This is a genomic window from Planomonospora sp. ID82291 (assembly GCF_015711645.1).
GTDB lineage: Bacteria > Actinomycetota > Actinomycetes > Streptosporangiales > Streptosporangiaceae > Planomonospora.
This window is the reverse complement of record NZ_JABTEX010000002.1, coordinates 666590-686581: the sequence shown is the minus strand read 5'-3', so window position 1 is coordinate 686581 and position 19992 is coordinate 666590. Positions and strand designations below refer to the sequence as shown.

Below are 19992 nucleotides of genomic sequence, written 5' to 3'. Positions count from 1 at the left end.
CTCACAGCCCCCACGTCTCGACCCGGCGCGCCTCATCCTGGCTCATGAACCCGACCTCGGCGGCCATGAACGCGCGGATCCGCTCCCGCCACGGCGCGGGGACCTCCTCGACCGCGGGCGGGTAGCAGCGGTCCAGCCAGGCGGTCGACTCCTCGGTGGCGCCCAGGAACGCCGCGGCCTTCGCGAAGGGCGTGTCCTCGATGCCGGGCACCCGGGCGCAGCCGTACTCGATCATCTCCTGCCCGCCGTACGGCGGGGGCCGCTGCCACTTGCGGGCGACCCCGCGGTCCGCGGTGATCGAGGTGCGCAGCGGGCGGCGCTCGATCGCGGCCTGGATGAGCTCCTTGTACAGGCACTTGCCGCACGTCCCGCAGGGTCCGCCGGTCCCGCGCAGGCACCAGCGGACGTGCTCGCGCAGGGGCGAGGCCAGGGCGAGCCGCATGGTGACCGCCTCGCTGACCCCGCCGACCGGGAGCACGAGGCGCACCCCCGCCGCGGCGAACGCCCGTCCCCAGGCGCCGTGCGGGGCCCACATCGGGTTGTCGGGGGTGTACCGGTGCAGATAGCGGCCCCCGCCCAGCCAGCGCGAGCCCATCTCGTAGCCCAGGGCGATCCCGCCCAGGCCGAGCGCGTCGGCCAGCAGCAGCGCCCCGGCGGTCACGGCGTGGTGCTCGGGATAGCCGGGACGGGGTTCGGCCAGGACGAACTCGAGGTCGGAGCGGACCGTCACCGACTCGCGGCCGGTCCCGGCGGCCAGCCGGGCCAGGGTGTCCGACCGGTAGTGGGTCCAGCGGTTGGGCACCCGGGGGTGCGGGACCCGCTGGAAGTGCACGAACGGGACGTCGGGCAGCATCGCGGCGACGGCCGCCGAGTCCGCCCCGCCGCTGTAGGAGATCGCCAGCCCGCGCCCGCCGGGCCGGGGGGAACCGCCCACCGGCCCGGCCGCGATCCCCCAGCCCTCCTCGATCGCCGCGGCGAACTCCGGGGAGACCGGCCGGTCGAAGACGACCCGCCGCCGCGTCCACGGCGCGACGACCGTCCACGCGGCCAGCGCGAGCAGATCGGGGTGGACCTCCCCCGGCTCGTACGGCAGCTCGATCCGGCAGGAGTTGGTGGCCATCTTCAGGGGCTCGCCGTCGGTGCACCGGCCGGTGATGCCGTCCTCGGCGTCCAGCCGGAAGGCCAGGTGCCGGACCGCGCCTCCCGTGCTCCCGGCGTTCCCGGCGTCTCCGGCGTTCCCGGCGTTCCCGGCCGTCCAGGCGACCCTCACACCGTCCTCCCGGCCGGCGCGCCCTCCCCGGCCTCCCGTCCTCCGGAGACGCGGTCCACCGCCTGCCAGAGCAGGACCTCGTTCTGGAGCACCCGCTCCAGCGCCGCCGCCGTCTCCTGCGCCAGCCGGTGGGCGTCGTCCCACCGGTCGGCCCGTGCCGGGTCGATCCTCGTCCCGGCCGGCTGCTCCCGGAGACGGCCGACCTCCCTGCGGAGCCCGTCGGTCTCCGCCCGGAGCGCGGCGACCTCCCGTCCCAGGGTCTGGACCTCCCACAGGGCGTCCCTGACGTCCCGCCGGTGGTCGGCCCGCGAGATGTAGCGGGAGTCGAACCAGTCGCGGACCACCCGCCGCAGGCGTGCGGGCATCAGAACGTGTTTCACCAACCGCGCCATAGTCCGGGAGATTACCTGCAAAGAATGATCTAACCGGATGAACCGATATCACCTTGGTCTCATCCCGCCGGATCGTCCCCCGGGTCGTCGTCCCCCGGGTCGTCGTCCCCCGGACGCGGACCGGCTCGGGACGCGGACCGGCTCCCCGGGAGCCCGCGGCGGTCAGCGTCCGGTGAACTCCGCCCGGGTCTTCCCGGCGAACGCGCGCATGCCGATCCGCGCGTCGTCGGTGGCGAACAGCCCGGAGAACGCCAGCCGCTCGATCTCCAGGCCCGTGCCGAGGTCGGTCTCCAGGCCGTGGTCGATCGCCCGCTTGGCGGCGCGCAGGGCCGCGGCCGGGCCGCCGGCGAACCGGGCGGCGTAGGCGAGGGCCTCGGCGTGGACGTCGGCGTCGGGGACGACCCGGTCGACCAGCCCGATCTCCAGCGCCTCGGCGGCGGTCACGTGGCGGCCGGTGAAGATGAGGTCCTTGGCCTTGGCCGGGCCGACCAGCCGGGGCAGGCGCTGGGTGCCGCCCGCGCCCGGGATGATGCCCAGCAGGATCTCCGGCTGGCCCAGCTTGGCGGACTCGCCGGCGATGCGGATGTCCGCGCACAGCGCGAGCTCGCAGCCGCCGCCGAGCGCGTACCCGGTGATCGCCGCGATGACGGGCTTGCCGATCTCCGCCACCGCGGTGAAGCAGTCCTGGAGCACCGACGAGTGCGCCGACATCTCCGCGTACGGCATGTCCGCCATCTCCTTGACGTCGGCTCCCGCCGCGAAGACCCGCTCACCGCCGTAGAGGACCACCGCGTGCACGCCGGGGTCGGCGTCCACCTGCCGGGCGCACTCCGCGATCTCCCGCTGGACCTGCCCGTTGAGCGCGTTCATCTTCGGCCGATCGAGCCTGATCGTCGCGACCCCGCCGGCGGACTCGACCCGTACGAACTCACCCATCGCCGTCCCTCCATGGAAACGCCGTCGTCCCACCGTGTCGCCCCCCACCATAGAGCCGCGCCCGCCCGCTCCCGATCCGGCGGGGCCGTACGGCGGGAGCGGGCGGAGGCCGTACGGCGGGAACGGACGGCGTACGGCGGGAGCGGACGGGAGGCGTCAGCGCGTGGATAACGCCGCCTCCCCCGTCCCGTCGGCGACGCCGGGGGGACCGTCGGGTCCGGCCGCCGCCGCCCGGTAGACCCTCTCGTAGCCCTCGGCCATCACCGCGACGTCGAAGCGGCGCCTGACCCGGGACCGGCAGGCCCGCGGGTCGATCCCGCCGGCCGCCTCCACCGCCTCGGCGAGTTCCTCCGGGCGGTCGCGGACGAATCCGGTGAGGCCGTCGGCCACCACCTCCGGTACCGCCCCCCGGGCGAGGGCCACCACCGGGGTGCCGCAGGCCATGGCCTCGATCATCACCATCCCGAACGGCTCCTCCCAGAGGATCGGGAAGAGCAGGCAGCGGGCGCCCGCCAGCAGCTCGCGCTTGCGGACGGCGTCGGCCTCGCCGACGTACACCGCGTCGGGTCCCAGCCGGGGGCCGACCTCCCGGTCGAAGTACTCCCGCTCCCCCGGCTCGGTGATCCGCCCGGCGAGCAGGATCCGCCGCCCCGCCGCGCGGGCCGCCTCGACGGCCAGGTGCGCCCCCTTGTCCTCGTTGAACCGGCCCAGCCACAGCACCCAGTCCTCCTTCCGCTCGCGGAAGGGGAACGAGCCGGTCTCGACGGCGTTGTGGACCACTCCCGCCCAGTTCAGGTCGGGGGCGAGCCGTCGCTGGGCGGCGGAGATGCCGACCATGGAGACCTCACCGCCGAGCGCCCGGTAGTACTCGCCGAACTCGCCGTCCACCTCGTGGTGGCAGGTGACCACGGTCGGGGCGGTGCGTGCGGCGGCGGTCAGCGGCCCGGCCAGCGAGTGGTCGTGGACGACGTCGGCGTCGATCCCGGAGAGCAGGTCGTGCGCCCGGGCCGCGTGCAGCACCTCGGGCAGCGCCTGGCCGATCCGCCCGGAGGGGGGCGAGGCGTAGGTGCGCAGGAACCGCGCGGACGTCCCCGGCCTGCCCGCCGCCACCAGCGTGACCTCGTGCCCGCGCCGGGACAGCCCGGCGATCAGCTCGGCCAGCACCGACTCGATCCCCCCGTAACCGCGGGGCGGCACCTCGTACCAGGGCGGCGCGACCATCACGATGCGCAGCGCGCCGCGCCGTTCCGGGAGACCCGTTGCGGAAACCATCTCAACCTCGCCTACGGCCGACCGGCCTTGTCAAGGACATCCGGACCATTGATCGGGGAGAGATCGAAGAGGGCGTCCGCCCGGGAGGATCAGTGGATCTCCTCCAGGACGGCGGTCAGCGGCGGTCGCGGCGCGCCGACCACGGTGACCTGCTCCGGGAGCCCGGTGACCGTGACCTCGCCGCCGTCGACGTCGATCGTGACCCGGGAATCCGCGAGCTGCAGACCGGTGATCTTCATGCTGGTCAGCCCGACGGGCGACATCCACACCTTGTTCTGCGGCACGCACGGGTCGAGGCGGAGCAGGCTGCGCATCAGCTGGATGGGGGCGGCCGAGGCCCAGGCCTGCGGGGAGCAGGAGGTGGGGAACGGCACCGGCTCGGGGAACTCGGTCCGGTCGAACCCGCAGTACAGCTCCGGCAGCCGCCAGTTGAAGGCCTTGGCCGCGTCCAGCAGGCCGAACGCGACCTGCCGGGCCTCCTCCTCGAAGCCGTAGCGCATCAGGCCCGCGGCGACCAGGGCGCTGTCGTGCGGCCAGACCGAGCCGTTGTGGTAGCTCATCGGGTTGTAGGCGCCCATGCTGGAGGCCAGGGTCCGGACGCCGAACCCGGTGAACATCTCCGGTGAGAGCAGGTGCTCGGCGACGGAGGCGGCCCGCTCCTCGTTCACGATGCCGGTCCACAGGCAGTGCCCCATGTTGGAGCCGAGGCCGTCGATGGGACGGCCCGCCCGGTCCAGGCCCATGGCGTAGTACCCCTGGTCCGGCAGCCAGAAGTGCTCGTCGAAGGCGTCCCGCAGCCGCATCGCCCGGTCGATCCACTCCTCCCGGAGCGCCAGGTCGCCGGCCTCCCGGGCGAAGTGCGCCCGCGCGATGTACGCGGCGTAGACGTAGCCCTGGACCTCGGCCAGCGCGATCGGCGGGCGGGCCAGCGTGCCGTCGGCGAAGTTGACGCCGTCGACGGAGTCCTTCCAGCCCTGGTTGAGCAGGCCGTGGTCGGTCTTGCGCCGGTAGTACAGGAACGGGTCGGCCGACCTGGTGATCCAGTCGAGGGCGGCGTCGGCGTTCGGCAGCAGTTCCTCGACCGCCTCCTCGTACAGGCCCCACCGGCGCAGCTCGCCCAGGAGCATCACGAACAGCGGGGTGGAGTCGACCGAGCCGAAGTAGACGTGGCCGCCGTGGGCCGAGACGCCGTCCTGCACGCCGAAGCGGATCTCGTGCAGGATCTTGCCCGGCTCCTCCTCCGAGATCGGGTCCTCCATCCGGCCCTGCATCCGGGCCAGCCTGCGCAGGGTGCCCAGGGCCAGGGACTGGTCCATCGGGAGCGCCATCCACGAGGCCAGCAGCGAGTCGCGGCCGAACAGCGTCATGAACCACGGCGCGCCCGCGGCGATCGACGGCGGCTCGCCGGGCTTGTCCTCCTCGAAGAGCCGGAGCGAGCCGAGGTCCTCCCTCGACTTGGACAGGACCTGGGCGACGGCCCGGCTGGAGGTCGTGATGACCGGCGCGAGCCGCTCCCAGTCGGCGCGGCGCCGGGCGGGCTCGGCGTGCTCCACCGGGTGGTGGGTGGAGAACCAGGCGTGCGCCTCCTCCCCCTCGACGATCGGGTTGACCTGCAGGGCCACGGTCCAGTCGCCGCGCGCGGGCACCACCGCCCGGAAGCTGAGCAGCCCCGTGGCGACGACCGGCAGGGGGTTCGTCAGGAGCCTGGCCCCGCGCCCCCGGGTGGTGGACACGACCAGCAGGCCCGAGATGTCGGACGACATCTCCACGTCCGTCACGTGCAGGATCCGCCCGGCCTTCACCTCGAACAGGTCGGCCAGGTCGGATCCGACGTTCAGGGTGATCGTGCACCCGGCCGCCTCGTCGGACATGTTGCGCAGGGTCAGGTCCTCGCGGAGGCCCCCGCCGACGTAGCGGTCCCTGATCACCAGCATGGTGCTCTCCGCCTGGCCCGGCCGGGGGCCGGTCCGGCCGAGGAAGATCGCGTGGTACGGCTCGGGGTTGATCGTCCGGAGCGACTCGATCGGCGCCTCGTCCACCTTCAGCTCCAGGCGCGACACCAGGCGGGTGTCGGCGTGGTACAGCCCCTGGGCGCCGCCCGGGGTGATGTCGCCGTTGCAGGTGGACACGCAGAAGGAGCCGCCCTCGACCAGGGTCACCGTGGTGCCGCCCAGTGCTCCCGGCTGGCCCTCGAACGTCCATGCGTTCACTGTTGTCTCCGCGATGTGGAAGGTTCCCGGCTCCTGAGCCATTCCCCTTTCATCCCGAAAGGAACAACGAAAGCGCACTTCAGGGCGTTACAACCGGAACGGCACGGCCCTTCAGCCGTTCCCGGCCCGCTCCGTCCCGGCCACCGGAAGACCGCTCCGGACGTGGCTCCCCGCCTTGGCCGTCGGGCGGTAGCCCCGGACGTAGTCGACGGTGAACCGCTTGGGGTACGGATGCTCCGGCGCCGGCGGGGTGTCCCGCTCCGGCGCCTCCGGGAACTCGTAGATGTTGAGCATGAGCTGCATCGGGTAGCGCGGCGACTGGCGGACGGTCCTGACGTGCCGGCCGTCGACGAGGAAGGAGACCCGGTCGGGGGTCCACTCGGCGGCGTAGACGTGGAACTCCCGCGCGTCGATGGCCAGGGTCTCCACCGTGAAGTCGTCGGTGATCTCCGGGTCGCCGAAGGGGTGCAGGCCCATCCCGACCTTGGCGGTGTCCGCCCCGACGTCGCGGCCGAAGATCTCGCAGACGCAGATCTCCGCCGACCGCTCGGGCCGGTCCTCGTAGCCGATCATCCACAGCGCCACCATGGAGCGCGGGTCGTCGATCGCCCTGGCCCGCATCTCGACCAGGCCGTACCGCGGGGTGTAGAGCCGCACGGCGTCCTGCTCCTCGCGCACCGCCATGCCGGAGCCGCGCCCGTGCTGCCCGACGGCGCTGCCCAGCGGCCCGGCGAAGACGCCGGTCTGCAGGGACGAGACGCGCAGCCCCCCTTCCCGCTCGGGGTACCAGGGCGGCTGGTCCTCCTCGATCAGCAGGTCCAGGCGTCCGCCGCCGACCGCGTACCGGGCCGCGGAGGCGGCGCGCCCGTTCCACTGCGGCAGGTAGTACGGCACCCAGCGGCCCTCGTCGAGCCGGTCCCCCTCGAAGACGTCCTCGAACTCCAGCACGTACCCGGCCTTCGTCACCGGGTCGGGCCCGCCCCGCCCCTCCCCCGCCGCATCGGCCGCGCCGTACCCGCCTCCGTCCGCTCCTGCCACAGGACTCCCGCCTTCCCCTCGGCCGACCGGCCCGGCGACCAGCGCCGGCCCTCTCCTCCATCCCACGACGCCCGCCGCCACCAGGGCGGGCGAGACGATCATGACATCGGTCCACGGGGAGTCGGTCACCCCACCCCCGGTCGCCATCAGGACGGCGGCCTCCAGCCCGACCGCGGCGGCCAGGACCGCCGCCGCGCACACCGCCCGCGCCCGCGCCGGCCGCGCCCTCAGCCGGGGGGCCGCGAGCGCCATCACCGCCGCGGCGGGCACGGCGACGGCGAACCCCGCGACCAGCCCGATCAGGGCGCCGACCGCCCCCGCGTTGACCGACGCGGGGATCACGAGCAGGATGCCCGTCAACCAGTCGCCGGCGTCCTCGGCGTTCCCGCCCCCGGCGAGGGCGAGCGCGACGATGAGGAGCACCGCCGAGGCCGCTCCCGCCGCGGCGCCGCCCAGGAGGCCGGTGCCGAGCGTCCGGCCGGCGACCGCCATCCTTTGAACGCGTTCAACCGCCATGCCCCCAGTCTCCACGACGATCGCGCGTCCGCCCAGAGGCGGGCGGCCCCGGATCCGGAACGCCCCGGGATCCGCTTGTCGCCGCCGTTCCCGGGTACCGGCGGAGGCATGCCGGAGCTCTTCCCCGAGGCGTTCCTCCGCGAGGCCGTCGACCTGCTCGTCCGCTTCGTCGAGGCCGCGGGTGCGATCGTCATCTTCGTCGGCGCGGCCGTGGCCTTCGTGCGGTTCCTGGCGGTCACCGTACGGCGCCGCGGCCACGACGACTTCGTCGCCGTCCGCCTGTTCCTGGGCCGGTTCCTCGCGCTGGGCCTGGAGTTCCAGCTGGCCGGGGACGTGCTCCGCACGGCCATCGCGCCGAGCTTCCCCCAGATCGGGCAGCTCGCGGCGATCGCCGCCATCCGGACCGCGCTGAACTTCTTCCTCAACCGGGAGATCGAGCGGGAGGGCCGCACGGTGCGGGAGGGCCGCCCCGACCGGCCCTCCGGACCCGAGAGCGACTGAGCCCACCGGAGCCCCCCGCCGGGGACCCCGGCCCGCGGCACCTCCACGACCTTCCGAATCCCGTCCGCCTCCGATGTCCTGTCCGGACGGACCGGGGAGAGCGCATCTCGGATCCTCCTCCCGGAGGAGGCGCGTCCCGCCTTCCCCAAGGGAAGATCACCGCGTGACGACAGGCCTGCTGCTCGCTCTCGCCGCTCTGGCGATCATCGATAGCACGAGTTTCGGCACTCTCGGCATCCCGGTCTACCTGCTGCTGGCGTTCGACCGGTCCCGGTCGCCGCGCCTGCTGGTCTATCTCGGGACCGTCGCCGCCTTCTACTTCCTCGTGGGCGTCGCCCTCATGCTGGGGCTGTCCGCGGCGCTGGAGAACTTCGGCGAAGCGCTGCGCAGTCGGCCGGCCCACTGGATCCGGCTCGCGGTCGGCGTGGGGCTGGTCGCGCTGAGCTACCGCCTCGACCCCAAGTGGCGCAGGAAACGGGGCAGGCCCGAGCACCGGTTCGAGCCGAAGCCCGGCGGTCCGCGAGCCATGGTGCTGCTGGGGCTGACCGCCGGGCTGCTGGAGGTCGCGACGATGGTCCCCTACCTCGCCGCGGTCGGCATCATGACGGCCTCCGAACTGCCCGCCGGGCAGTGGCTGCCGCTGCTCGCGGTCTACGTCCTCATCATGATCACGCCTTCGCTGGCGCTGCTCGCCCTCCGCGTCCTCGCCCGGAGGTGGCTGGAGCCGAAGCTGGAGCGGCTGCGGGCCTGGCTGGCCAGGCACGCGGCGTCGGCCGTCAGCTGGAGTGTGGCGATCATCGGCATCCTGCTGATCCGGGACGCCGCGATCCACCTCTTCTTCACCTACGGCCGCTGACGGGACACTTCACAACCTCTCCGCCCGCCGTTCCGAGGACTGGCTGCGATTCTCGCTCTCCCGGCGAAGAGACCTACGCCACGCCGATTCCGCCACCGGGCTCCTCGACCATGGACATCCGAAGTAGTGTGGATGTCATGAGCGCCGCCTATGAAGAAGTGCCGTTCAGCGAGTTGCTGCACCGGCCCGCCGCCACGACCGATCGGTTGCGCACGGTCCGCGCCCTGCGGTTACGGCGGCGCGATGCGGGTGATCTCGCGCTGATGCGGATCGACCAGCTCGAGCATGACGGGGCAGTGGTCGACTTCACCGCCGGTCTGCTGGCCGGCCTGGTGCGCGTGGGTGATCCGGCCCTGTTGAGGGCGGCACTGCGCGAAGCGCTGCCCTGGGTGTCATTCCTGCCCGACGACGACGCCGAGACATTCCTTCACGAGTTGGTGGCAGTGGCCCGTGGAGCGGCTTCACTCGACAACCTCGCCCCCATCGCGGTGCTGCTGACCCAGTGGCGCCACACCGCGGAAGTCCACGCCGATCCGGCGCTGCTCGCGCTGGTCACCCGTGAGCCCGAGGGCGACTTCGGGCCGGTTCCCCCGCCAGGGGCATCCGGATGAGCCCCAAGAGCGGTGCCGGCCGGGAGAGGAGCGCTCTCCCGGCCGGTCTGCGGTGTCAGCGCAGGGTGCCGTTGGTCATGCCCTCGGGCTCCTGCGGGACGGCGACCAGGCCCAGCTCGGCGGGGGCGGCCATCAGCGGGTGGGACGGGACGACCCGGACGGTGTAGCCGAAGGCCCCGGTGCGCTGCAGCGGGATCGCGCCGTTGAACACGGCCCTGCCGTCGTCGCTCCGGGAGTCGGCGGTCAGCGACGCGTAGTCGGGGTCCACCAGCTCGTCGTGGAGTCCCACCCGGCCGTAGGCGACCTGGACCTCGATGTCGCCGGGGCCGAGCTCACCGAGGGCGATCGTGGCCCGCAGCTCCAGGGAGGCGCCGACCTCTGGCGTGTCCCCCAGCCCGGACGCCTCGACGTGCTCGACCCGCACGCCGGGCCAGGCCCGGCCGACCCGCAGCTTCCAGGAGGCGAAGTCCTTGGCCCGGTCGTGCCCGCCGTCCGACAGGGCGCGCGCGGCCTGCGCCGCCGGGCTGTAGAGGCCGACGACGTAGTCGCGCAGCATGCGCCCGGCCAGGACCTTCGGGCCGAGGGAGGTCAGGGTGTGGCGGACCATCTCCAGCCAGCGGCGGGGCAGTCCGTCGACGGGGCGGTCGTAGAACCGGTCGGCCACCTCGTGCTCGATCAGGTCGTACAGCGCGCCGGCCTCCAGCTCGTCGCGGCGGTCGGGGTCGGTGACGCCGTCGGCGGTGGGGATGGCCCAGCCGTTGGTGCCGTCGTACCACTCGTCCCACCAGCCGTCGCGGATCGACAGGTTGAGCCCGCCGTTCAGCGCGGCCTTCATCCCGCTGGTCCCGCAGGCCTCCAGCGGGCGGAGCGGGTTGTTCATCCACACGTCGCAGCCCTGGACCAGGAGCTGGCCGAGGGCCATGTCGTAGTCGGGCAGGAAGACGATGCGGTGGCGGACGTCCTCGGTGTCGGCGAACTTCACGACCTGCTGGATGAGCTTCTTGCCCCCCTCGTCGGCCGGGTGGGCCTTGCCGGCGATCACGATCTGGACCGGCCGCTCGGGGTGGAGCAGCAGCTCGCGCAGGCGCGCCGGGTCGGAGAGCATCAGCGTGAGCCGCTTGTAGGAGGGCACGCGGCGGGCGAAGCCGATCGTCAGCACCTCGGGGTCGAGGGCCTCGTCGATCCAGCCGAGCTCGGCCGGGGAGGCGCCGCGGGCGATCCAGGAGCGGCGGAGCCGGACGCGGGCCGCCTCGACCAGGCGCTCGCGCATCCGCCCGCGGATGCTCCAGATGTCCTCGTCGGAGATCTTGTTCACGCCCTCCCAGCCCTGGGCGCGGTCCACCAGCGAGGGCAGCTCCCGCCCGGCCAGCTCCATGATCTCCCGGCCGACCCAGGTGGGCGCGTGCACGCCGTTGGTGATCGACCCGATCGGTACCTCGTCGACGTCGAAGCCCGGCCACAGCCCCTGGAACATCTCCCGGCTGACCTCGCCGTGCAGCTGCGAGACGCCGTTGACCCGCTGGGCCAGGCGCATGCCCATCGCCGCCATGTTGAACTTGCCGGGCTCCTCCTCGGCGCCGAGCGCGAGGATGCGGTCCACCGGGACGGTGGGCCAGGCGTTGTCGCCGCCGAACTGCCGGCCGATCAGCTCGGTCGGGAAGCGGTCGATGCCCGCGGGCACGGGGGTGTGCGTGGTGAAGACGGTCCCGGCCCGGACCGCCTCCAGGGCCTCCTCGAAGGAGAGCCGGGCCTCGGTGAGCTCGCGGATGCGCTCCAGGCCGAGGAAGCCGGCGTGGCCCTCGTTGGTGTGGAAGACCTCCGGCTCGGGGTGGCCGCCGATCCGGCAGTAGGCGCGGATCGCCCGGACGCCGCCGATGCCCAGCAGCAGCTCCTGCTTCAGGCGGTGGTCGGTGCCCCCGCCGTACAGGCGGTCGGTCACGTCGCGCTCGGCGTTGTCGTTCTCGGCCACGTCGGAGTCGAGCAGCAGCAGCGGGACCCGGCCCACCTGGGCCACCCAGACCTGGGAGTGGAGGGTGCGGTGCTCGGGCAGGCCGATCCGGATCCGGACCGGGGAGCCGTCGGCCTCCTTCAGGAGGGTCAGCGGCAGCCCGCCCGGGTCGAGCGACGGGTAGTGCTCCAGCTGCCAGCCCTCGGGCGAGAGGGACTGGGTGAAGTAGCCGTGCCGGTACAGCAGGCCGACCGCGAGGATCGGCACCCCGAGGTCGCTGGCCGCCTTGAGGTGGTCTCCGGCCAGGATGCCCAGGCCACCGGAGTACTGCGGCAGGGCGGCGGCGATGCCGTACTCGGGGGAGAAGTAGGCGATGGCCCGCGCGGCCTCCGGCAGCGACTGGTACCAGCGCGGGGCGGTCATGTACTCGCGGAGGTCGTCGGCCGCGTCGGCGAGCCGCCGCAGGAAGCGGCGGTCGGCGGCCAGCTCGCGCAGGCGCTCGGGCTCGACGGCGCCCAGCAGGGCCACGGGGTCGTGGCCCACCCTCTCCCAGGTGTCCGGATCCACCTCGGCGAAAAGATCGAGTGTCTCGGGATGCCAGGACCAGCGGAGGTTGTGCACGAGCTCGCCGAGGGCGGCCAGCTCCGGAGGCAGGACGGTGCGGACGGTGAACCTGCGGATAGCTCTCACGCTGCCAGACCCTAGTTACTCAACGCCACAGGGGCGACCAGAATGCTCACGCGTCTCCCCCTCACCGCAATCACCGTCCTCCAAACACGTCCCCGTGAGTTGATGGCGCGGCGACGGGGAGAAGAAATCCTCGTGAAGGAAGCTCTCCGGATCTTCGCTCCGCGAGGCATGAAGCGTCACTATCGGGGCAACCCACATAATGAGTCATCCGCCCTGCCTCCGGGATCCGGCCGTCCGCACGGGAGGCGGTGCCTCGTCCTGCCCCGCGGCCGGTCAGGGGATGCTTGAGAAGCGAAGGGTCTTTCTTGGCCGGACCATCCCGGCGGCACCGGGCGTGCCGCCGCTACCGTGAGACGCGATGATCGGACGAATCCCTATTCAGGACATCCACCCCGTGGTCGACTGCGGGCGCTACCCCGCCAAGGCCGCCGCGGGTGAGACCTTCGAGATCTCCGCCGTCGTGTTCCGGGAGGGACACGACGCGGTCGCCGCCGGAGTCGTGCTGACCGACCCGGACGGCGCGCGCGGCCCGCTGCTGCGCATGCGCGCGCTGGCTCCGGGGACCGACCGCTGGGGCGTGGACGTGACGCTGCCCGCCGAGGGCACGTGGCACTTCCGCGTCGAGGCGTGGAGCGACCCCATCGCCACCTGGCTGCACGACGCGGGCATCAAGATCCCGCGCGGCATGGACGCCGACCTGATGTGCGAGGAGGGCGCCCGGCTCTTCGAGCGCGCGGCGCGGGCCGTACGGCCGGCGGACTGCTCCGGCAGGGGCCTGCCGCCGGCGGACGGCGACGGCGGCGGGGCCGAGGCCGCCGAGGGCGGCGCCGCCGGGAACGGCACGGCGCGCGGCACCGGCACCGGCACCGGCACCGGCAGGAACGGCCACGGGGCCTGCGGGCACCGGGCGGCGCTGTCGGCGATCGCCGCCGCGCTGCGCGACGAGGGCCGCGACCCCCGGGCCCGGTTCGCGGCGGTGCAGCTGCCGGAGACGGCCGCGATCCTGCAGGCGCACCCGCTGCGGGACCTGGTGACGCGGTCGGCCCGGCACACGGTCCAGGTCCACCGGCGCAGGGCGCTGTTCGGCTCCTGGTACGAGTTCTTCCCGCGCTCCGAGGGCGCGATCGTCGAGCCGGGGTCCGCCCCCAAGTCGGGCACCTTCCAGACCGCGGCCGAACGGCTCCCCGCGGTCGCGCAGATGGGCTTCGACGTCGTCTACCTGCCGCCGATCCACCCGATCGGGCACGCCTTCCGCAAGGGGCGCAACAACACGCTGACGCCCGAGGAGCACGACCCCGGATCGCCGTGGGCGATCGGCTCCGAGGCGGGCGGGCACGACGCGATCCACCCCGACCTCGGCACCTTCGACGACTTCGACGCGTTCGTCGCCAAGGCCCGGCGGCTCGGCATGGAGGTCGCCCTCGACCTGGCGCTGCAGTGCTCGCCCGACCACCCCTGGGTCAAGGAGCACCCGGAGTGGTTCACCGTGCGCGCCGACGGCTCGATCGCCTACGCCGAGAACCCGCCGAAGAAGTACCAGGACATCTACCCGGTCAACTTCGACAAGGACCCCGAGGGACTCTACGAAGAGGTCAAGCGGGTGGTGCGGCTCTGGATGGACCACGGCGTGCGGATCTTCCGGGTGGACAACCCGCACACCAAGCCGGTGGCCTTCTGGGAGCGGCTGCTGGCCGACATCCACACCACCGACCCCGACGTGCTGTTCCTGGCCGAGGCGTTCACCCGCCCGCCGATGATGCGGGCCCTGGCCAAGGTCGGCTACCACCAGTCGTACACGTACTTCACCTGGCGCAACTCCCGCCAGGAGATCGAGGAGTACCTGAACGAGCTGGCCTACGAGACGTCGCACTTCATGCGGCCGAACCTCTTCGTCAACACCCCGGACATCCTGCACGAGTACCTCCAGCACGGCGGGATCCCGGCGTTCAAGATCAGGGCGGTCATCGCGGCGCTGGGCGCGCCGACCTGGGGGGTGTACGCCGGGTACGAGCTCGGGGAGAACGTCCCGGTCCGACCGGGCAGCGAAGAATACCTGGATAGTGAGAAATATCAGTACAGACCTCGCGACTGGGTCAGAGCAGAGCAGGAAGGACGGAGTCTGGCGCCTTTCCTCACGCGCCTGAATTTGTTGCGAAGAGCGCACCCGGCTCTTCAGGAATTGCGTAATCTACGGTTCCACAGCGTCGACCACCCGGACCTGATCTGCTTGTCCAAGCGGCTCCCGGGGGCCCGCGACACGGCCACACGACGGCACGGCGCGGGTGACGTCGTCCTGGCCGTCGTCAACCTCGATCCTCACCACACCCATGAGGCGACGGTGTCCCTGGACATGCCCGCCCTCGGTCTCGACTGGCAGGACGAGTTCGTCGTCGACGACGAGCTGTCCGGCGAGTCCTACCGCTGGCGGCAGTCGAACTACGTGCGCCTTGATCCCCACGTCCAACCAGCGCACGTCTTCACCCTGCGCGCGGCGGCGAACCCAAGGTAAGCCGGCCGGGTGCGCGATCCGGCAGAACAGCGGGGAGCCATGAGCCATTTGTCCGAACCCATTCCGAACACCTTCGACGAGGAGGAGCCGCGCGACCCCTACTGGTTCAAGCGCGCGGTCTTCTACGAGGTGCTGATCCGGGGATTCGCCGACTCCAACGGGGACGGCACCGGAGACATCCGCGGCCTCATCCAGAAGCTGGACTACCTCCAGTGGCTGGGCGTCGACTGCCTGTGGCTGCTGCCCCTGTACGAGTCGCCGCTCCGCGACGGCGGCTACGACATCGCCGACTTCATGAAGATCCTGCCCGACTTCGGCGACCTCGGGGACTTCGTGAAGCTGGTGGACGAGGCGCACAAGCGCGGCATGCGCGTCATCGCCGACCTGGTGATGAACCACACCAGCGACGCCCACCCCTGGTTCCAGGCCTCCCGGCACGACCCCGAGGGCCCGTTCGGCGACTTCTACGTCTGGTCCGACACCGACGAGCTCTACAAGGACGCCCGGATCATCTTCGTCGACACCGAGTCGTCCAACTGGACCTACGACCCGGTGCGCCAGCAGTACTACTGGCACCGCTTCTTCTCCCACCAGCCGGACCTCAACTACGAGAACCCGGACGTGCAGGACGCGATGCTGGAGGTGCTGCGCTTCTGGCTGGACCTGGGCATCGACGGCTTCCGGATGGACGCCATCCCCTACCTGTTCGAGGCCGACGGGACCAACTGCGAGAACCTGCCCCGGACCCACGAGTACCTCAAGCGGGTCCGGGCGGAGGTGGACCGGCTCTACCCCGACCGGGTGCTGCTGGCCGAGGCCAACCAGTGGCCCGCCGACGTGGTCGAGTACTTCGGCGACCCGGCCACCGGCGGCGACGAGTGCCACATGGCGTTCCACTTCCCGCTGATGCCGCGCATCTTCATGGCCGTGCGCCGGGAGTCCCGCTACCCGATCTCGGAGATCCTGGCCCAGACGCCGAAGATCCCCGAGAACTGCCAGTGGGGCATCTTCCTGCGCAACCACGACGAGCTCACGCTCGAGATGGTGACCGACGACGAGCGCGACTACATGTACTCCGAGTACGCCAAGGACCCGCGCATGCGCGCCAACGTCGGCATCCGGCGGCGGCTGGCCCCGCTGCTGGAGAACGACCGCAACCAGATCGAGCTGTTCACCGCGCTGCTGCTCTCCCTGCCCGGCTCCCCCGTGCTCTACTACGGCGACGAGATCGGCATGGGCGACAACATCTGGCTGGGCGACCGCGACGGCGTCCGCACCCCGATGCAGTGGAGCCCCGACCGCAACGCCGGGTTCTCCGACTGCGACCCGGGCCGGCTCTACCTGCCGGTGATCATGGACCCGATCTACGGCTACCAGGCGATCAACGTCGAGGCCCAGCAGAAGAGCGTCGGCTCGCTGCTGCACTGGACCAAGCGCATGATCGAGATCCGCAAGCGCCACCCGGTCTTCGGCCTGGGCGCGTTCACCGAGCTGAACGCCTCCAACCCCAGCGTCCTGGCCTACGTGCGCGAGCTGGGCGACGACCGGATGCTCTGCGTCAACAACCTCTCCCGGTTCCCGCAGCCGGTCGAGCTGGACCTGCGCCGGTTCGAGGGCTCGGTCCCGGTGGAGACCATGGGCGGCGTCCCCTTCCCACCAATTGGCGAACTTCCGTATCTTCTGACGCTTCCTGGGCATGGGTTCTACTGGTTCACCCTGCCACCCGCGACCCAGGAGGCGTAGGCCGTGTTGACGGAGCTCCTTGCCGGTTGGATAGCGCATCAGCGATGGTTCGCCGGTAAGGGGCGCCCCATCGACGAGCTGGCGGTCGACTCCGACCTCGAACTCGTCCCGGGACTCCGTCACCTGATCGTCTCGGTGCGCCAGGGGGGCGACCGCGACCGCTACCAGCTCCTGCTGGGCTGCCGCGACCACGTCCCCGACCGGCTCACCCATGTGCTGATCGGCCACGACGACGGCCGGGGCCTGTACGACGCGGCGCACGACGCCGACCTCACCGGCACCCTGCTGGAGGCCATGGCCGCCGGGCGCGACCTCGGCCCCCTGCGCTTCCGCCACCTGGAGGGCACCGCGCTCGACACCTCGCAGCGGAGCCTGGTGCTCGGCGCCGAGCAGTCCAACACCTCCCTGGTGTACGGCGACGCCTACATCTGCAAGCTGTTCCGCCGGCTGATCCCGGGCGTCAACCCGGAGCTGGAGATCGTCAACGCCCTGGCCCTGCGCAAGGCGGCCCACATCGCGCAGCCGTACGGCTGGATCGAGACCGACCTCGACGGCGAGCCGACCACGCTCGCGATGACCCAGGAGTTCCTGCCCAACGCCAACGACGGCTGGGCGCTCGCCCTGGCGAGCGTCCGCGACCTGTACGGCTCCCCGGAACAGTCGGCCTCGGACGCGGGCGGCGACTTCAGCGCCGAGTCCTTCCGGCTCGGCACCGCCACGGCCGAGATCCACCAGGAGCTGGCCGCCGCGTTCCCGGTCGGCGTGATGGAGGCGGCCGAGGTCAAGCACCTGATGGAGGACCAGCGCCGCCGCCTGGCCCGCGCCGTCGAGGAGGTCCCCGAGCTGGCCGTCTGCGCGCCGGTCGCCGAGGAGGCCTACCAGCGGGTCGTGGACGTGGCGCACGCCGTGCCCGTCCAGCGGGTGCACGGCGACTACCACCTGGGCCAGGTGATGCGCACCCCGACGGACTGGATCATCCTCGACTTCGAGGGCGAGCCCGGCCAGCCGCTGGCCGAGCGCCGGGCGCTGTCGTCCCCGCTGCGCGACGTGGCCGGGATGCTGCGCTCCTTCGACTACGCCGCGCGGCACCTGCTGGCCGACCACCCGGAGGCCGGCAACCTGCTCCCGCAGGCCGCGGAGTGGGCCGAGCTCAACCGCTCGTCGTTCCTGGCCGGCTACTCGGCGGGCGGCGGGCGGCTGCTGGGGGAGGACGCCGTCCTGCTGCGCGCCCTGGAGCTGTCCAAGGCCGTCTACGAGGTCGTCTACGAGGCGCGCAACCGCCCCTCCTGGCTGCCGGTGCCCCTGGCCGCTTTCGGTTCCTGAGCCAACGGTTCCCCATTCCCCCTGACCGGCCGTCCCGGATTCACTACTCTTCGCATACGAAAACGCGCGGAGAGTAGGTATGAGATGAGACGGGCACGGATCATGATGGCGTTCGCCGTCGCCGGGGCGACGGCCGTCGTGGGGGTGCTGTCCCTGGTTCCGGGGGAGACGGGATCGCAGGCGGCCCAGTCCGTGGCCCGCCCGCCCTCGCCGGGAGACCCGCTGACCGGTGACGAGGTCACCCGGGCGGGTCGGATCGCCTCGGCGACCTGGCGCAGCCACATGACGACCGGACGGGCCGAGCTGCTCTACGTCGAGCGCGACGACGACAAGGCGGCCGGCGAGCGGCGCCGGGCCGACGCCTACATCTACGACTACCGCACCGACCGGCTCGTCGTGCGGACCGTGGACCTGGCCAGGGGCGAGGTCGTGGAGGAGAGGACCGGCCGCGGCGTGCAGCCGCCGCCCTCCCGCGGCGAGGAGACCGCCGCCGCCGAGCTGCTGCTGGCCGACCCGAAGTACGGCGGGCGGGTGCGCGCGGCGCACCTGAAGGCGGGCGGCAGGCCGCTGGTCTCCGCCGCCGACCTGGGGCTGCGGGCGCTGACCTTCACCCCGCGCCCCGGAGACCGGGTCGCCGGGGCCTGCGAGGTCCACCGGTGCGTCCGGTTGTTCGTCCGGCTGCCCGACGGCAGCTGGCTGGACACCAGCCGGATCGTCGTCGACCTGTCCGCCAAGAAGATCCTCACCCTGGAGTGGTGACCGTGTTCCTCCGCCTGACCCTCTCCTCCGCCCTGCTCGCCGCCGGGCTCACCGGAGCCACCGGGAGCACCGCCGGGTCCACGGAGACCGCCGGGACCGCCGGGGCCGCGGAAGCCGTCCGGGCCGCCGCCGGGTCCGCGGGCGCCGCCCGGGCCGCGCAGGCCGCACCCGGCTCCCAGCCGTCGTGCAGCTCGCCGTACCGGATCGACAAGACGCTGCCGAACGGCGCGCGCTGGCAGCTGTGCTGGGAGATGCGCACCATCGAGGGGCTGACCCTCACCGACGTCACCTACACCCCCGACGGCGGCGAGCCGACCGGCGTGCTGCGCAGCACCGCGCTGGCGCAGATCCACGTCCCCTACGACAGCGGCGAGCCGCGCTTCCACGACATCGGCACCATCGGCGACGACGCCATCGCACTGAAGTCCGCCGACTGCCCCGGCGGCGAGCGCCGCAGCCAGTTCGTCTGCGTCACCACGCGGGCGCGCGGCCACGGCTACATGAAGTCGGACGGCGAGGGGGTGAGCACGTCCGTGCAGGGGACCGACCTGGTGGTGTTCGCCGCCTTCCAGCTGGGCTGGTACACCTACCTGGTCGAGTGGGCGTTCGGCGACGACGGCGCGATCACCCCGCGCATCGGGGCGACCGGCTCGCTCTCCGGCTTCACCACCACGCCCGGGTACGGCTGGCCGATCGGGGTGGGCTCGACGAAGTTCGAGGAGAGCCACAACCACAACGTCTTCTGGCGGCTCGACTTCGACATCGAGGGCTCGCGCGGCGACGTCGTCGAGCAGTACGACTTCGCGGGGTCCGGCACGTCGAAGCGGAAGCTCGTCAAGACCGTCTTCGACGAGGAGACCAAGGCCGTCAACGGCCGGATGCGGTGGTGGCGGGTGGTCGACTCCGGCGTGCGCAACGCCGACCGCCACCCGGTCTCCTGGGAGATCAACAACCTCGCCAGCGCGGAGTACCGGGGGCCCGCCGACGAGGCCTTCACCCGCGCCGACCTCTACGTGACCGACTACCGGGCGTGCGAGCGGCTGGCGAGCACCAACCCCACGCCCGGCTGCGGCAAGAGCCTCGACCGCTACGTCGCCGACGGCAAGCGGCTCACCGACCCCGTGGTCTGGGTCAACGTGGGATTCCACCACGTCGCCCGCGACGAGGACGCCGACCCCATGCCCACCCACTGGCAGGGCTTCCGGATCACCCCGCGCGACGTGACCGCGAAGAACCCGTCCTGAACCTCCGCCGAGCCTCCGCCGACCCCGTGCCGGTCCCGGCCTGAACCTCCGCCGGGCCTCCGCCGACCCCGTGCCGGTCCCGGCCCGGACCCGCGCAGGCCGGGCCCGGCGCGGGTTCTGCGCGGTCCCGGCCGGCGCCGCCTCCCCCGCTTCCGGGGAGGCGGCGATCGCGAG

15 protein-coding genes are annotated in these 19992 nt (G+C 72.5%); 8 read left to right on the top strand and 7 right to left on the bottom strand.

Annotated features, from left to right (window positions below):
- Position 1 precedes the first annotated feature (1 nt).
- From HS045_RS14080 to HS045_RS34505, 6 genes are all read right to left on the bottom strand, one after another.
- The gene (locus tag HS045_RS14080; RefSeq protein WP_307827519.1) at positions 2–1270 is read right to left on the bottom strand and encodes a DUF6395 domain-containing protein; all 1269 of its coding nucleotides are present in this window, start codon (positions 1268–1270) and stop codon (positions 2–4) included.
- Complete coding sequence (locus tag HS045_RS14075; RefSeq protein WP_307827518.1) at positions 1267–1650, bottom strand: hypothetical protein; 384 nt, start codon at positions 1648–1650, stop codon at positions 1267–1269. Before HS045_RS14075 ends, HS045_RS14080 begins: the two co-directional genes overlap by 4 nt.
- A gap of 174 nt (positions 1651–1824) precedes the next feature.
- Positions 1825–2598 (bottom strand): enoyl-CoA hydratase/isomerase family protein, encoded by a 774-nt coding sequence (locus tag HS045_RS14070; RefSeq protein WP_196451807.1) that lies wholly within the window; start codon positions 2596–2598, stop codon positions 1825–1827.
- Between the two features lie 156 nt (positions 2599–2754).
- Positions 2755–3870, bottom strand: coding sequence for a glycosyltransferase family 4 protein (locus HS045_RS14065; protein WP_196451806.1), 1116 nt, complete (start codon positions 3868–3870; stop codon positions 2755–2757).
- Positions 3871–3959: 89 nt separating this feature from the next.
- The gene (locus tag HS045_RS14060; protein ID WP_196451805.1) at positions 3960–6080 is read right to left on the bottom strand and encodes an amylo-alpha-1,6-glucosidase; all 2121 of its coding nucleotides are present in this window, start codon (positions 6078–6080) and stop codon (positions 3960–3962) included.
- Positions 6081–6191: 111 nt separating this feature from the next.
- Positions 6192–7634 (bottom strand): glycoside hydrolase family 16 protein, encoded by a 1443-nt coding sequence (locus HS045_RS34505; protein ID WP_230884033.1) that lies wholly within the window; start codon positions 7632–7634, stop codon positions 6192–6194.
- Between the two features lie 108 nt (positions 7635–7742).
- On the opposite strand from HS045_RS34505, the gene HS045_RS14050 reads away from it, so the two are divergent.
- From HS045_RS14050 to HS045_RS14040, 3 genes are all read left to right on the top strand, one after another.
- A complete protein-coding gene (locus tag HS045_RS14050) occupies positions 7743–8135 on the top strand; it encodes a DUF1622 domain-containing protein (RefSeq protein ID WP_196451804.1) in 393 nt (130 codons plus the stop codon).
- A gap of 163 nt (positions 8136–8298) precedes the next feature.
- Positions 8299–8991, top strand: a complete 693-nt coding sequence (locus HS045_RS14045) for a GAP family protein (RefSeq protein WP_196451803.1) — start codon at positions 8299–8301, stop codon at positions 8989–8991.
- A gap of 137 nt (positions 8992–9128) precedes the next feature.
- Positions 9129–9602, top strand: coding sequence for a hypothetical protein (locus tag HS045_RS14040; protein WP_196451802.1), 474 nt, complete (start codon positions 9129–9131; stop codon positions 9600–9602).
- 55 nt (positions 9603–9657) lie between these two features.
- Here the strand turns inward: HS045_RS14040 and glgP are convergent, their stop codons facing one another.
- Entirely contained in the window at positions 9658–12240 is a 2583-nt protein-coding gene (gene glgP / locus HS045_RS14035) for an alpha-glucan family phosphorylase (RefSeq protein ID WP_196451801.1), read from the bottom strand.
- Between the two features lie 358 nt (positions 12241–12598).
- On the opposite strand from glgP, the gene HS045_RS14030 reads away from it, so the two are divergent.
- The 5 genes from HS045_RS14030 to HS045_RS14010 all read left to right on the top strand — a co-directional run bounded on the left by HS045_RS14030 (position 12599) and on the right by HS045_RS14010 (position 19818).
- Complete coding sequence (locus HS045_RS14030; protein ID WP_196451800.1) at positions 12599–14749, top strand: alpha-1,4-glucan--maltose-1-phosphate maltosyltransferase; 2151 nt, start codon at positions 12599–12601, stop codon at positions 14747–14749.
- Between the two features lie 39 nt (positions 14750–14788).
- Complete coding sequence (treS, locus tag HS045_RS14025; RefSeq protein WP_196451799.1) at positions 14789–16492, top strand: maltose alpha-D-glucosyltransferase; 1704 nt, start codon at positions 14789–14791, stop codon at positions 16490–16492.
- Between the two features lie 3 nt (positions 16493–16495).
- Positions 16496–17815, top strand: coding sequence for a phosphotransferase (locus HS045_RS14020; RefSeq protein WP_196451798.1), 1320 nt, complete (start codon positions 16496–16498; stop codon positions 17813–17815).
- Between the two features lie 84 nt (positions 17816–17899).
- Complete coding sequence (locus tag HS045_RS14015; protein ID WP_196451797.1) at positions 17900–18574, top strand: hypothetical protein; 675 nt, start codon at positions 17900–17902, stop codon at positions 18572–18574.
- Positions 18571–19818, top strand: coding sequence for a copper amine oxidase (locus HS045_RS14010; RefSeq protein ID WP_307827517.1), 1248 nt, complete (start codon positions 18571–18573; stop codon positions 19816–19818). The genes HS045_RS14015 and HS045_RS14010 overlap by 4 nt, the downstream gene beginning before the upstream one ends.
- The last annotated feature ends 174 nt before the right edge of the window (positions 19819–19992 follow it).

Bases quoted from the DNA above. Each gene is read 5' to 3' on its own strand.
- HS045_RS14070 (WP_196451807.1), bottom strand. From the start codon at position 2,598: ATGGGTGAGTTCGTACGGGTCGAGTCCGCCGGCGGGGTCGCGACGATC.
- HS045_RS14065 (WP_196451806.1), bottom strand. From the start codon at position 3,870: ATGGTTTCCGCAACGGGTCTCCCGGAACGGCGCGGCGCGCTGCGCATC.
- HS045_RS34505 (WP_230884033.1), bottom strand. From the start codon at position 7,634: ATGGCGGTTGAACGCGTTCAAAGGATGGCGGTCGCCGGCCGGACGCTC.
- HS045_RS14050 (WP_196451804.1), top strand. From the start codon at position 7,743: ATGCCGGAGCTCTTCCCCGAGGCGTTCCTCCGCGAGGCCGTCGACCTG.
- HS045_RS14040 (WP_196451802.1), top strand. From the start codon at position 9,129: ATGAGCGCCGCCTATGAAGAAGTGCCGTTCAGCGAGTTGCTGCACCGG.
- HS045_RS14030 (WP_196451800.1), top strand. From the start codon at position 12,599: ATGATCGGACGAATCCCTATTCAGGACATCCACCCCGTGGTCGACTGC.
- treS (WP_196451799.1), top strand. From the start codon at position 14,789: ATGAGCCATTTGTCCGAACCCATTCCGAACACCTTCGACGAGGAGGAG.
- HS045_RS14015 (WP_196451797.1), top strand. From the start codon at position 17,900: ATGAGACGGGCACGGATCATGATGGCGTTCGCCGTCGCCGGGGCGACG.